This window comes from Burkholderia sp. LK4 (assembly GCF_001043615.1).
GTDB lineage: Bacteria > Pseudomonadota > Gammaproteobacteria > Burkholderiales > Burkholderiaceae > Burkholderia > Burkholderia cepacia.
Genome location: NZ_LDUL01000028.1, coordinates 1 through 14137, shown reverse-complemented (window position 1 = coordinate 14137; position 14137 = coordinate 1). Strand labels below are relative to the sequence as shown.

Genomic DNA, 14137 nt, shown 5'->3' with positions numbered 1-14137 from the left:
GCCCGACCGCGCCCGCCCTGCTCCGCGAATTCGAACGCCCGACTCAAACGCCCGACTCAAACGCCCGTTTCAGCCGTCCCGAACACGCGCGCCCACAGCGCCGTCACGGCTGCCCGCTCATCGGCCACCACGGCCGGATCGACCCGCGCCTTCTCCATCCCGTCGAGCCGCAGCTTGTGCTGCAGCTTCCGGTACTTCCGGTAGGCCGCGCCGACGCGCTCGGCCTCGTCCTCGCCCATCAGCCCGAAGCGCGCGACCTCGCGCAGCAGCGCGATGTTGCCCGTGTTGCGGATCAGCTCGGCGTCGCTCGACGCGTGCAGCAGCACCCAGTACTGGACGATGAATTCGATGTCGACCATCCCGCCGCGATCGTGCTTCAGGTCGAACAGCTCGGTCTGGTTCGGATGGCCGGCAAACACCTTGCCGCGCATGTCGACGATCTCCTTCGCGAGCACGCCGCCGTCGCGCGGCGTCGTCAGCACCTGCTGGCGGATCGCCTCGAAGTCCGCGCCGATCTGCGCGTCGCCCGCGCTGTAGCGGGCACGCGTCAGCGCCTGGTGCTCCCACACCCACGCGGTGTTCGCGGCATCGCCCTCGCGCAGCTGGTAGCGGCGGAACGCATCGAGATCGGTGACGAGCAGCCCGGCCTCGCCGTTCGGCCGCAGCCGCAGGTCGATGTCGAACAGCGCGCCGGCCCCGGTCGCCGTGGTGAGCCACGTGATGAGCCGCCGCGTGAAGGTCGTGTAGACGTCCGCCGAGCGCTCGTCCGCGTCGTCGTACAGGAAGATCAGGTCGAGATCGGATGCGTAGCCGAGCTCCTTGCCGCCCAGCTTGCCGTACGCGATCACCGCGAACTTCGGCACGTCGCGATGGCGCTTCGCGAGCTGGGACCAGACGACTTCGATCGTCACGTCGAGCACCGCGTCGGCCAGCTCGGACAGCCGGTCGCTCACGTGCTCGACCGACAGCTGCCCGGCCAGGTCGATCAGCAGGATCCGGAACACCTCCGCGTGCTGCGCGTGCCGCAGCAGGTCCATCTGCTGCTCGGGGCCGTCGGCCGCCGCGAGACGCGCGCGCAGCGCGTCCTTGAACGCAGGCCAGTCGAACGGGCTCGCGATCGCCTCGTCGTCGAGCAGTTCGTCGAGCAGTTGCGGGTGGCGGATCAGGTATCCGCCGCCCCAGCGCGTCGCGCCGAGCACCGACAGCACGCGGTCGAGCGCGGCCGGATACTCGGTCAGCAGCGCGAGATAGACGCCGCGCCGGCTGACCGTCTCGAGCAGGTCGAACAGGCGCACGATCGTGTCGTCGCGGCGTGCGGCGTCGATCGTCGGCGCGGCGTCGAGCGCCCGCTGCGCGACGCGGTCGAAGCGCTGCCGGCTCTTTTCCGGCAGGCCCGCATAGCGCGTCGATTGCCAGATCGCACGCAGCCGCGCGAGCACGGCGGCCGGATCGGCGAAACCGAGGCCGTCGAGGCGCGCGACCAGCGCATCGTCCTCGCCGTCGTCGCCCAGCGCGCCGCTCCAGATCCATGCGGCGGCCGTGTCGTCACCCGCCGCGCAAGGGCCGCCGCCCTTCACCTTGTCCGCGAAGAGCTGGTCGAACTGCGCCTCGACGAAGTTCCGGTGCTCATCCAGCACCGTCATCAGCGCCGCATAGTCGGCAAAGCCGAGCGACGCGGCCAGCGCCGCGCGTTCATCCGGCTCGACCGGCATCGCGTGCGTCTGCGCGTCGTTGCGGTACTGCAGCCGGTGCTCGAGCGTGCGCAGGAAGTTGTAAGCATCGGCGAGGCGCGCGCGCACGTCCTCGCCGATCAGCCCGCGCGCCTGCGCATGGCGCAGCACCGCGAGCGTCGGCCGCACGCGGAATTCCGCATCCTGGCCGCCCCGGATCAGCTGGAATACCTGCGCGCTGAACTCGATCTCGCGGATCCCGCCGCGCCCGAGCTTGATGTCGTCGGACTTGTCGGGCCGCATCGACGCACGGCGCGCGGCTTCCTGCCGGATCTGCTGGTGCAGCGAGCGGATCGCGCCGATCACGCCGAAATCGAGATAGCGGCGATACACGAACGGCTTGACGATCGACTCGAGCTGCGACTCCAGCCGTCGCGCCGCGTCGCTGTCGCCTTCCGACACGAGCCGCCCCTTGATCCATGCATAGCGCTCCCACTCGCGCCCCTGCACGTAGAAATATTCCTCGAGCATGCCGAGGCTGCAGACGAGCGGCCCCGAATCGCCGTTCGGACGCAGCCGCATGTCGACGCGAAACACATAGCCGTCGGCCGTGACCTCGGACAGCACGCCGATCAGGCGCCGGCCGAGCCGCGTGAAGTATTCCTGCGTGGACAGCGGCGAACGCGCGCCGCCGGTCGTCTCGCCGTCGTCCTCGTAGACGAAGATCAGGTCGATGTCCGACGACACGTTCAGCTCGCGGCCGCCGAGCTTGCCCATCCCGACCACGCCGAGCACGACGCGCTGGCCGTCGGCGCCGCGCGGCTCGCCGTACAGCGCCTCGAGTTCAACCGACAGCAGCGCGAGCGAGCGCTGCACGGCCACTTCGGCGAGATCGGTCATCGCGCCCGTGACCTCGGCGACGTCCGCCAGCCCGCGCAGGTCGCGTTCCGCGACCGCGCCGAACGCCTCGGCACGCAACTGCCGCAGCGCGCGCTTCAGTTGCTCCTCGGTCGGCGCGGCCGTGCCGGCCGGCGTCGCCAGCAGCTCGGTGAGGCGCGCGTCGAGCTGCGCGCGGCCGAGCGGCGCGGCGGCCCACGCGGCGACCTGTTCGGCCAGCGCGGGCCGCGCGGCAGCCGCGCGAGCAAGGTATCGGGAATAGGACGTGCTGATCAGGGCGGAAGCGTCGGTCATCGAGAAGCGGGCCTGGCGGAAAGGCCGGCCGGCAGCGGGCCGGCGCGTGCGCGCCCCGCTACCGGCCGGCCCCATGGATTCGGCGCGGCATCGCGGGGCGCGTGTGCGCCCGCCGCGAAACCGCGCGCCGGAAAGCCCGTGCCGCGCTGCCGCAACGGCCGCCGGCACGAACCCGTGTGATACATTTCAACGTCAGTCTGCAAAACTACCATATCGCCGCCCGTCCGCCGCATGTCCGACCGTCAGGAATCCGCCGTAGCTGCGCCCGAAGCGGGACCTCCGAAGCACGATCATCCGGTCCTGCGCCGCGTGTTCCGGGTGACGCTGGCAGTCGGGCTCGGCACCTACTTCGTCGCGTCCGGCGCGTTCCTCGGGCTGCGCTACGTACTGCTGCCCCGCATCGACGAATTCCGCCCGCGCATCGAGCGCGCGGTGTCCGACAAGCTCCACGCGCAGCTTTCGATCGGCAAGCTTTCCCCGAACTGGTCCGGCATGCAGCCGGGCGTCGAACTCACGAACCTGACGATCCGCGGCCACGACGGCAAGGTCGCGCTGGCGGTGCCGCATGCAACGGCCGCGCTGTCGTGGATGTCGCTGCTGCGGCTGTCGCCCGCGCTGTCGAGCCTGATCGTCGACCAGCCCGACCTCGTCGTCGCACGGGCGGCCGACGGCTCGCTGAGCGTCGCGGGCGTCGGCGTGGCAACCACCCACGGCGGCAACGACACGTTCGGCACGTGGCTGCTGAAGCAGGAAGCGATCGTGTTGCGCGGCGGCACGCTGCGCTGGCGCGACGCGCAGCACGACGCGCCGGAGCTCGTGCTGTCGGGCATCCGGCTCGCGGTGCTCAACGACGGCCGCGTGCACAAGGCCGCGCTGCAGGCGCCCGCGAACGGCACGCTGCTGCTCGGCCCGCTCGATTTCCGCGCACGCTTCAGGCACAAGCCGCTCGCCCCGGTCGGCAAGCCGTCGAACTGGTCGGGCGACGCGTACCTGTCGACGGGCCCGGTCGACCTGCAGACGCTCGGGCGTTACCTCGACATGCCGCTCACGATCCACGCGGGCCGGATCGACAACGCGATCTGGGCCACCTTCAGCGACGGCCACCTGCATTCGGCGGGCGGCGACCTGCAGGGCGCGGACGTCGCGCTGCGCGTGCGCCCGACGCAGCCGCGGCTCGACGTGCCGACGGTCGGCTTCGGCTGGGACATGCAGCTCGATGCCGGCCACGACTACACGCTGCACCTGACGCGCTTCAACGCGGAACTCGGCCAGCCGCCGCTGCCGGACGGCACGCCGCTCGCCCGCTCGCTCGCGCTGTCGACGCTGACGGCCCGCTACCGTGTGCCGACCGCCAGCCAGGGGCAGCTGTTGAGCGTCGTCGGCGACCGCGTCGATCTCGGCATTCTCAGCGAGTTCATTCGCGGGCTGCCGCTGCCGGCGCGCCTGCGCAACGAGCTGATCAAGATCGACCCGCGCGGGATGGTGTCGAACTATCACATCGAGGTCGAACGCGCGAAGCCTGCGCGGGCCGACCTCGCCGACGAGGAGCGGCGCATGGGCGCCGCGCCGATCGTCCGCTATCGTTTCCTCGGCGATCTGCAAGGCATCAGCTTCGCCGCGCAGGAGCCGCCGCCCGGGCTGTCGCCGCGTGGCCACCCGCGGGCCGGCTGGCCGGGCGTCGAGAACCTCTGGGGCCGCGTCGATGCGAACGAAACGGGCGGCAGCGCGCATTTCGATACGGTCAACGCGGCGGTCACGGTACCCGGCGAATTCGACGAGCCGCGCCTGACGTTCGACCGGTTGCGCGGCAACGCAAAGTGGGCGATCACGCCCGCGGCCGGCGAAAAGCATGCGCGCGTCGAAGTGACCCTGCCCGACCTGCTCGTCTCGAACCCCGATGCCGAAATCGCGGTGTCCGGCTCGTACACGAACCCCGGCCACGGCCGCGGCTCGCTCGACCTGCGTGCCGATTTCGCGCGTGCGTCGGTGGCGCGCATTCCGCGCTACCTGCCGACCGGGATGTCCGAACACCTGCGCGACTATCTCGGCCACGCGCTGCAGGCCGGCCAGGTGACCAAGGGTGCGTCGATCGTCGCCCGCGGCCCGCTCGAGAAATTCCCGTTCGAACACGAGCCGGACGCCGGCGTGTTCCACATCGTCGCGCCGTTCACCGGCGGCCGCTTCGAACCGACGCCGTACCCGCCGCGCAAGCTCGCGAACGGCACGCCGAGCGTCTGGCCGGCGCTCGACGGGATCGACGGCGTGTTCGAGCTCGCGCAGAACAAGCTGCGCTTCGACATCGATCGTGCGCACTACAAGCGCGTCGCGCTGACGAAGGTCGCGGGCCGCATCGACGATCTCGGCAACCCGAGCCACTCGCCGCTCATCATCGACGGTCATGCGCAGGGCCCGCTCGCCGACCTGATCGACTACGCGGACAACAGCTCGCTCGGCACGATGAGCGGGCATATCGGCCAGCGGATCGATGCGCAGGGGCCCGCGTCGCTCGCGCTCAAGATCACGATTCCGCAGCACGTCCCGCATCCGCACACGCACGTCGAAGGCGCGCTCGCATTCGGCGGCAACACACTGACGACCAGCGGCGTGCCGCCGCTGTCCGCGCTGCGCGGCAGTGTCCGGTTCACCGAGGCCGGCGCATCGCTGCACGACCTGTCGGGGCGCTTCCTCGGCGGGCCGGTGCGCGCGAGCGGCAACTTCCAGTCGCACGGCCCGTATACGGTGGACGTCGACGGCCGGCTCGCGCTCGACGCCGCGCGCGGCCTGAACCTGCACGGCCCGGCAGCCGCGCTGCTCGAGCACGTGGTCGGCGACGCGCCGTACAAGGTCGCCGTGCGCGGCGCGCCGGGCCGCCTGCCCGACATCAGCGCGCATTCCGACCTGACCGGCGTGGCACTGAATTTCCCCGCGCCGTTCGCAAAACCGGCCGGCACGCCGATGCCGTTCAGCTTCACGCTGCAGCCGGCGCCGCAGGCGGACGGCAAGCGCCTCGAGCACGCCGACCTGACGCTCGGCCCCGTGTCCGCAACCTACCTGCTCGACGCGACGCGCGGCCAGCCGCTGCGCGCGGTGCGCGGCGCGATGGGCATCCACCGGATGCCCGACATGCCGCAGGACGGCGTGAGCGCGGCCGTCGACGTCAACGAACTGGACGCCGATGCGTGGCTCGCGCTGGCCCATACGCTGAAGCCCGACACGCCGCGCACGCAGGAGCCGCAAGCCGCGCCGCGCGTCGATTTCGCGAGCTTCGCACCGAAGCGTTTCGCGCTCCATTTCGGCACGCTGAAGCTGCTCAAGCGCAACTGGGAAAACGTGATCGTCGGCGCGTCGCACGTCGACGAGCTCTGGCAGGCGAACATCGCGTCGAACCAGGTGTCGGGCTACCTGTCATGGGCGCCGGGCGGCGGCCACAACGGCGCGGGCGTGCTGAATGCGCGGCTCGCGAAGCTCGTGGTGCCCGACAGCGCGCAGCACGATCTCGTCGGCCGCGCGATGAACCTGCCGACGCCGACCGACCGCCCGATGCCGTCGATCGACCTGATCGTCGACCAGGTCGTCGCGCGCAACCACGACATCGGCCGTCTCGTCGTCAACGCGCGCAACATCGACGAAGCCGGCACGCCGGTCTGGCAGCTCGACAAGCTGGAGCTGTCGAACCCGGCCGCGAAGCTGACGGCGACCGGCAACTGGCGCACCTCGCGCCGCGCACTTGCCCGCGGTGCCGATGAAAACGATGCACCGCGCCGCACCGTGTTCGACTTCAAGCTCGACATCGACAACGCGGGCGCGCTGCTCGACCGCGTCGGCCTGCCGCGCACGCTCGCGAACGGTCACGGCACGGTCACCGGCAAGGTCGGCTGGCGCGGCGGCCCGACCGCGGTCGACTTGCCGTCGCTCGGCGGCCAGATCGCGCTCGACCTCGAACACGGCCAGATCCTGAAGGTCGATCCGGGCGCGGCGAAGCTCCTCGGCGTGCTGAGCCTGCAGAGCCTCGCGCGTTTCCTGACGCTGAATTTTCGCGACGTGATCGGCAAGGGGCTGCCGTTCGACAAGATCACGGGCACCGGCCGGATCTCGAACGGGATCGCCCGCACCGACGACTTCTCGATGATGACCGGGCCCGCGAACGTCACCGTGCGTGGCGCGGTGGATCTCGGCACCGAGACGCAGGACCTGCACGCGCACGTCGCGCCGAAAATCAGCGCGGGCGCGGCCGCGATCGGGGCGGCCATCATCAACCCGCTGCTCGGCGTCGGCGTGCTGGCCGCGAACTACGCGCTGTCGGAGACGCTGTCGCGCGCGTTCGCGCTCGACTACACGATCACCGGCTCGTGGGCGCACCCGCACATCGAGCGGGTGCGGGGCGATCAGGGTAAGATGAATCACGGTCCGGCCGATGCGGCGAGCCATTGAGCCGCGCGTCGGGCCGCGTATGGTGCCGGGCCGCACCCCATTTATGACGCAACCGATCCAGCGATGACCGACCACACCCGTTCCGCCACGCCCTTCCAGGTCGCCGCGCTGCAGATGGTGAGCACGCCGGACGTCGCGCGCAATCTCGCCGAGGCGCGCCGCCTGATCGCAGAAGCCGCCGGCGAAGGCGCGCAGCTCGTGCTGCTGCCCGAGTACTTCTGCTTCATGGGTCACCGCGACACCGACAAGCTCGCGCTCGCCGAACCTTACCGGGACGGCCCGATCCAGCATTTCCTCGCGGACGCCGCGCGTCGCCACGGCATCTGGGTGATCGGCGGCACGCTGCCGCTGAAGGCCCCGGAGCCCGATCGCGTGCTCAACACGACGCTCGTGTTCGATCCATCCGGCAACGAAGCCGCGCGCTACGACAAGATCCACCTGTTCAACTTCGAGAAAGGCGACGAGTCGTTCGACGAGGCGCGCACGATCCGCGCGGGCGATACGGTCGTCACGTTCGACGCGCCGTTCGGGCGGGTCGGCCTGTCCGTCTGTTACGATCTCCGCTTTCCGGAGCTGTATCGCAGGATGGGCGACTGCGCGCTGATCGTCGTACCGTCGGCATTTACGTATACGACCGGCCGCGCGCACTGGGAAACGCTGCTGCGCGCGCGGGCCGTCGAAAACCAGTGCTACGTGCTCGCGGCCGCGCAGGGCGGCAAGCACGAGAACGGCCGGCGCACCTGGGGCCACAGCATGCTGATCGACCCGTGGGGCGAAATCGTCGCGGTTCGCGACGTGGGCGCAAGCGTCGTGCTCGGCGCGCTCGATCCGCAGCGCATCGCCGACGTGCGCCAGAGCCTGCCCGCGTGGCGGCACCGCGTGCTGACCTGAATCGGCCGCACCGCTTGAAACACCGCGCGGCCAACCCATCTGCCCAGAAGCACCCGACAACTTTTTGAGAAACCCCGATATCCGCATGAACATCATCGAACCCGGCATCCGCAACCTCGCGCTGGCGAAGGACATCCTGCTCACGCCGTACGGCCTCGACGAAAGCCTGCTCACGCGCACGATCGCCGACATCTTCACGCATCGCGTCGACTATGCGGACCTGTACTTCCAGGCGACCCGCAGCGAAGCGTGGAGCCTCGAGGAAGGCATCGTCAAATCGGGCAGCTTCAGCATCGACCAGGGCGTCGGCGTGCGCGCGGTCGCCGGCGACCGCACCGCGTTCGCGTACTCGGACGACCTGTCCCCGGAAGCGATCGCGCAGGCGGCCGCGGCCACCAAGGCGATCGCGGCGGCCGGCGGCGGCCGCCAGAAGATCAAGGCGGCCACGTCGCTGAAGGGCATCTCGGGCCGCGACCTGTACCTGCCGTCCGATCCGCTCGCGTCGCTCGACGCGACGGCCAAGGTCAAGCTGCTCGAGCGCATCGAGCAGATGGCGCGCGGCCGCGACCCGCGCGTCACGCAGGTGATGGCCGGCCTCGCCGGCGAATACGACGTCGTGCTGGTCGCGCGCAGCGACGGCGCGCTCGCGGCCGACATCCGCCCGCTCGTGCGCGTGTCGGTCACGGTGATCGCCGAGCAGAACGGCCGCCGCGAGATCGGCTCCGGCGGCGGCGGCGGCCGCTTCGACTACGGCTACTTCACCGACGAAGTCCTGTCCCGCTACGTCGACGACGCCGTGCATGCGGCGCTCGTGAACCTCGACGCACGCCCCGCGCCGGCCGGCGCGATGACGGTCGTGCTCGGGCCGGGCTGGCCGGGCGTGCTGCTGCACGAAGCGATCGGCCACGGCCTCGAGGGCGATTTCAACCGCAAGGGTTCGTCCGCATTCGCCGGCCGGATCGGCGAGCAGGTCGCCGCGAAGGGCGTGACGGTGGTCGACGACGGCACGCTGCCGAACCGCCGCGGCTCGCTGAACATCGACGACGAAGGCAACCCGACGCAGTGCACGACGCTGATCGAGGACGGCATCCTGAAGGGCTACATCCAGGACACGCTGAACGCGCGCCTGATGAAGATGCCGGTCACGGGCAACGCGCGGCGCGAATCGTACGCGGCGCTGCCGATGCCGCGCATGACCAACACGTACATGCTGAACGGCGACAAGGATCCGCAGGAAATCATCGCGTCGGTGAAGAACGGCCTGTACGCGGTGAACTTCGGCGGCGGCCAGGTCGACATCACGAACGGCAAGTTCGTGTTCTCGGCGTCCGAGGCATACATGATCGAGAACGGCAAGATCACCTACCCGGTGAAGGGCGCGACGCTGATCGGCAGCGGCCCCGAATCGCTGAAGTACGTGAGCATGATCGGCAACGACATGTCGCTCGACACGGGTGTCGGCGTGTGCGGCAAGGAAGGCCAGAGCGTGCCGGTCGGCGTCGGCCAGCCGACCCTGCGGATCGACAAGATGACGGTCGGCGGTACGGCATAACCGCATCATGGCGCAGACATTCCGCGCATTTTGAAGAAAACGCGCGGAATGTCCGCATTTTCGACGCTCCCCGGTTGCCAGCCGCCCGGCGACGGGGTATAAATTCCGAATCAACTTTTTTGACGAACCGAATCTCCGTCATGTCCGCCAAGTTTTACTTTTACTTTTTTTGGCATCTCAGACCGCTGGCGGATCGAGAGGGTTGATGGCGCGTAAAGCGCAACCGAAATTCCCGAAAAAACCGCCGGCGAACCCGGCGGTTTTTTTTCGCCCTTCGCTTCCCGGTCGCCGCCGCAGCGGTTCCGCGGCCCCGACCGAAACCACTGAATCGCTTGAATTGATGAATCTGCCGCACGCCCACTGATCGAACGGCGCCCGGAACCAAGGAGAAACAGCATGCCCCCGCACAACACCGACGACGTCCGCATTCGCGAGCTCAAGGAACTGACGCCGCCCGCCCACCTGATCCGCGAATTCGCGTGCTCCGAAGCCGCGTCCGAGCTGATCTACAACTCGCGCCAGTCGATGCACCGCATCCTGCACGGGATGGACGACCGGCTGATCGTGGTGATCGGGCCGTGCTCGATCCATGACACGAAGGCGGCGATCGAGTACGCGGGGCGGCTCGTGAAGGAGCGCGAGCGCTTCAAGGGCGAGCTGGAAATCGTGATGCGCGTGTACTTCGAAAAGCCGCGCACGACGGTCGGCTGGAAGGGGCTCATCAACGATCCGCACCTCGACAACAGCTTCAAGATCAACGAAGGGCTGCGCACCGCGCGCGAGCTGCTGCTCCAGATCAACGAGATGGGCCTGCCGGCCGCGACCGAATACCTCGACATGATCAGCCCGCAGTACATCGCCGACCTGATCTCGTGGGGCGCGATCGGCGCGCGCACGACCGAATCGCAAGTGCACCGCGAGCTCGCGTCGGGGCTGTCGTGCCCGGTCGGCTTCAAGAACGGCACCGACGGCAACGTGAAGATCGCGGTCGACGCGATCAAGGCCGCATCGCAGCCGCACCATTTCCTGTCGGTGACGAAGGGCGGCCATTCGGCGATCGTGTCGACGGCCGGCAACGAGGATTGCCACGTTATCCTGCGCGGCGGCAAGACGCCGAACTACGACGCGGAAAGCGTGAACGCCGCGTGCGCGGACATCGGCAAGGCCGGCCTCGCCGCACGCCTGATGATCGACGCGAGCCACGCGAACAGCTCGAAGAAGCACGAGAACCAGATCCCCGTCTGTGCCGACATCGGCCGCCAGATCGCGGCCGGTGACGCCCGCATCGTCGGCGTGATGATCGAGTCGCATCTCGTCGAGGGGCGCCAGGACCTGAAGGAAGGCTGCGAACTGACCTACGGCCAGAGCATCACCGACGCGTGCATCGCATGGGACGACAGCGTGAAGGTGCTCGAAGGCCTCGCGGAATCGGTGAAGGCACGCCGCGTCACGCGCGGCAGCGGGAACTGACGGACGCAAACCGGCCGGTCGCATGGCACCGCCCCGTGGCGGGTTGGCCATGCGGTTAGCTGGCGGTCGGCGCGTCGCCCTGCTAGACTAGCTAACGTTATCTAGCTAACCAAGGGGGCGCCCATGCCGACCGTCAACATGCACGATGCCAAGTCGCGGCTCTCAAGCCTCGTCGAAGCGCTTGAATTGGGGCGCGAATCGGAAGTCGTCATCGCCCGCAACGGTCATCCGGTCGCCCGGATTGTTCCTTATGCCGCACCGAAGCGGATCGGCGCAGCCCGTCAGTTGCTTGCCGGGTTGAACATCCCGACAACCGTCGAGGCATTCAATGCCGGCGATGAATCGATCGCCGCCGACTTCGATGCCAGCTCGGAACAGCGACTCGCCCCGTGAAGCTGCTGCTCGACACGCACATCGCGCTATGGGCAGCCGAAGGCGCACCTCAACTTTCCGCGACTGCGGCCGCGTTGATCGAACATCCCGAAAACACGCTGTACGTCAGCGCCGCGTCCATCTGGGAGATTGCGATCAAATACCGCAAAGGCAATCTGCCGGTCCATCCGCGCGATGCACGTTCGGCATTCCGACTCGCAGGTTTTGCGGAGTTGCCAATCAGCAGCGATCACGTCGAAGGCGTCGCCGCACTGCCGGATTTTCCGGATCACGCCGATCCGTTCGACCGCGTGATGATCGCTCAGGCACTCCATGAAGGCATGCCGCTCATCAGCGCCGATGCCAAAATATGGCGCTATCACGCGACGCTGATGCTGCGAGCATGACGCTCATCCCGCTGCAAAATCAAAGCCCGGCCCGCACCGGGCTTTTTCATGCACCGCAGGTCTTGCGCGCAAGCATCACTCGAGCGCGCCCGAACCGAAGATCTCGGTATTGATGCGTTCCGGCGCGACGCCGAGCGCGACCAGCGCATCGCGTTGTGCCTTCATGAACGCGATCGGGCCGCAGACGTAGTAGTCGGCGTCCGGCACCAGCGCGTAGTGCCGCACGCGCTCCGGCGTGAGGCGCCCTTCCAGGTCGTGGTCGACGCCGACGCGATCGTTCGGGCCGACCAGCTCGTACAGCACCGTGCGTTTGACGTTCGCATGCTCGCGCACCGTGTCGTTCAGCCAGTCGCGGAACGCGTGCACCGCGCCCGAGCGGCATGCATGGACGAACCGCACGTCACGCTTGCTGCCTTCGTCGACCAGCGTCGACGCCATCGACACCATCGGCGTCAGGCCGACGCCGCCGGAAATCAGCACCACCGGCGTCTCGACGCCACGCTTCAGCGAGAATTCGCCCATCGGCGCAGTGGCCTCGACAATCGCGCCCTCTTCCACGCCGTCGTGCATAAGCGTCGACACCTTGCCGGCCGGAATGACTTCCGGCTTGCCGGCTTCGCGCTTCACCGATATGCGCAGCCACTTGCCGTGCGGCGCGTCGGACAGGCTGTACTGGCGCGGCTGGTCGACGCCGAGATCGCCGACGAAACGCTTCACCGTGATGTACTGGCCGGGCTCGAACGTCGGCGCCGCGCCGCCGTCGGCGGGCGTCAGGTAGAACGACGTGATCTCGTCGCTTTCGCGCACCTTGCGCTCGACCTTGAACGGCCGGAACCCGCTCCAGGCGGCACCCGCGTACAGGTCGGCCTCGGCGCCGATCAGGATCTGCGCGAGCTGGCCGTAAGCTACGCGCCACGCCTCGAGCGTATCGGCATCGACCGCGTCGCCCAGCACCTCGACGATCGATGCGAGCAGGTTCTCGCCGACGATCGGGTAATGCTCGGGGCGGATGTTCAGGCTCGCGTGCTTGTGCGCGATGTGCGACACCGCCCCGCCCAGCGCACCGAGATTGTCGATGTTCGCCGCATACGCGTAGACGGCCTTTGCGAGCGTTTCCGGCTGGCTGCCCGTCGTCTGGTGCGTCTGGTTGAACAGGTTCTTCAGTTCCGGATGGCGCGCGAACATGCGCTGGTAGAAGTGCTTCGTGATCGTCGCGCCGTGCACGGCGAGGACAGGGGCAGTGGCCTTCACACGAGCCATCTGGTCAGCGGTGATGTGGGTCATGTTCGTTCTCCGTTAAACATGCACACACAATACCTTTTTAAGAATTCGATGCCCCTCGGGCAAATTGTCGCAGTGCGCCAAGGGTAAGGGGGCGAATCGTCAGCGGTCAGCGGACACGGCCGCGTTCCCACAGCACGTCCGATCCGCCGTCGGTACGGTTCAGCACGCGCGCCAGCACGAACAGCAGGTCCGACAGCCGGTTCACGTAGCGCCGCGGCGCATCATTGAGCGTTTCGGTACGCCCGAGCGCGACGATCGAACGCTCCGCGCGACGGCATACGGTTCGGCACACGTGCGCGAGCGACGCCGCGCGCGAGCCGGCCGGCAGGATGAATTCCTTCAGCGGCGGCAGCGTCGCGTTGTAGTCGGCGAGCCAGCGATCGAGCCGCGCGAGATGCGTGTCGTCGAGCACCGTATGGCCGGGAATGCACAATTCGCCGCCGAGATCGAACAGGTCATGCTGGATCGTCACGAGCGCCGTGCGGATATCGTCCGGCAGCGTTTCGGCGAGCAGCACGCCGAGGTTCGAGTTCAGCTCGTCGACGTCGCCGATCGCGGCGATCCGCGTATCGTCCTTGCCGATACGCCGGCCGTCGCCGAGGCCGGTGGTGCCGTCGTCGCCGGTACGCGTGGCGATCTTGCTCAAGCGGTTGCCCATGCGGATGTCCTCTCGTGCGCGGCCGCGATGCGGCCCGGTTGCGTTCGAACGCGATTATCGCAGCCCGCGACGGCAGGCGCAGCAGGCGTTACAGCGTAGAATGGGCCGAAACCCAGCAGCACGGGAGCCGGAGCGGCGCCAACGCGCTCATCCGGATCGACAAGGAGACGTTCGTGAATCACCCTGCCCCGCCGGCCGCCACGCGCCGCCC

General features: G+C 68.7%; 10 protein-coding genes and 1 pseudogene. 7 read left to right on the top strand and 4 right to left on the bottom strand.

The features are described 5' to 3' along the window. Positions 1–56: 56 nt before the first annotated feature. Positions 57–2861, bottom strand: coding sequence for a bifunctional [glutamate--ammonia ligase]-adenylyl-L-tyrosine phosphorylase/[glutamate--ammonia-ligase] adenylyltransferase (gene glnE, locus VK92_RS14795; RefSeq protein ID WP_048022326.1), 2805 nt, complete (start codon positions 2859–2861; stop codon positions 57–59). Positions 2862–3092: 231 nt separating this feature from the next. Between glnE and VK92_RS14790 the strand changes: the two genes are divergently transcribed. From VK92_RS14790 to tldD, 3 genes are all read left to right on the top strand, one after another. Next, a complete protein-coding gene (locus VK92_RS14790) occupies positions 3093–7292 on the top strand; it encodes a YhdP family protein (RefSeq protein WP_048022324.1) in 4200 nt (1399 codons plus the stop codon). A 63-nt stretch (positions 7293–7355) separates the two neighbouring features. Then, on the top strand, positions 7356–8183 hold the full coding sequence (locus tag VK92_RS14785; RefSeq protein ID WP_048022322.1) for a carbon-nitrogen hydrolase family protein: 828 nt from the start codon (positions 7356–7358) through the stop codon (positions 8181–8183). Positions 8184–8268: 85 nt separating this feature from the next. Then, positions 8269–9735 (top strand): metalloprotease TldD, encoded by a 1467-nt coding sequence (gene tldD / locus VK92_RS14780; RefSeq protein ID WP_021163847.1) that lies wholly within the window; start codon positions 8269–8271, stop codon positions 9733–9735. Positions 9736–9845: 110 nt separating this feature from the next. Here the strand turns inward: tldD and VK92_RS42460 are convergent, their stop codons facing one another. Continuing rightward, positions 9846–10133, bottom strand: coding sequence for a hypothetical protein (locus VK92_RS42460; RefSeq protein WP_162269110.1), 288 nt, complete (start codon positions 10131–10133; stop codon positions 9846–9848). Here VK92_RS42460 and aroG point away from each other — a divergent pair. From aroG to VK92_RS14765, 3 genes are all read left to right on the top strand, one after another. Further along, a complete protein-coding gene (gene aroG, locus VK92_RS14775; RefSeq protein WP_027788323.1) occupies positions 10132–11205 on the top strand; it encodes a 3-deoxy-7-phosphoheptulonate synthase AroG in 1074 nt (357 codons plus the stop codon). The two genes, VK92_RS42460 and aroG, sit on opposite strands and share 2 nt — an antisense overlap. A gap of 123 nt (positions 11206–11328) precedes the next feature. Continuing rightward, the gene (locus VK92_RS14770; protein WP_048022317.1) at positions 11329–11598 is read left to right on the top strand and encodes a type II toxin-antitoxin system Phd/YefM family antitoxin; all 270 of its coding nucleotides are present in this window, start codon (positions 11329–11331) and stop codon (positions 11596–11598) included. Continuing rightward, positions 11595–11984, top strand: a complete 390-nt coding sequence (locus VK92_RS14765; protein WP_048022315.1) for a type II toxin-antitoxin system VapC family toxin — start codon at positions 11595–11597, stop codon at positions 11982–11984. The genes VK92_RS14770 and VK92_RS14765 overlap by 4 nt, the downstream gene beginning before the upstream one ends. 75 nt (positions 11985–12059) lie before the next feature. Here the strand turns inward: VK92_RS14765 and hmpA are convergent, their stop codons facing one another. Together hmpA and VK92_RS14755 are read right to left on the bottom strand one after the other, a co-directional pair. Beyond that, positions 12060–13268: an NO-inducible flavohemoprotein gene (gene hmpA / locus VK92_RS14760; protein WP_048022313.1), complete on the bottom strand. Its 1209-nt coding sequence runs from the start codon at positions 13266–13268 to the stop codon at positions 12060–12062. 106 nt (positions 13269–13374) lie between these two features. Continuing rightward, positions 13375–13926: a cob(I)yrinic acid a,c-diamide adenosyltransferase gene (locus VK92_RS14755; RefSeq protein WP_048022312.1), complete on the bottom strand. Its 552-nt coding sequence runs from the start codon at positions 13924–13926 to the stop codon at positions 13375–13377. 14 nt (positions 13927–13940) lie between these two features. On the opposite strand from VK92_RS14755, the pseudogene VK92_RS42910 reads away from it, so the two are divergent. Further along, positions 13941–14137: pseudogene (locus tag VK92_RS42910) on the top strand (2-hydroxy-acid oxidase); the annotation flags it as partial.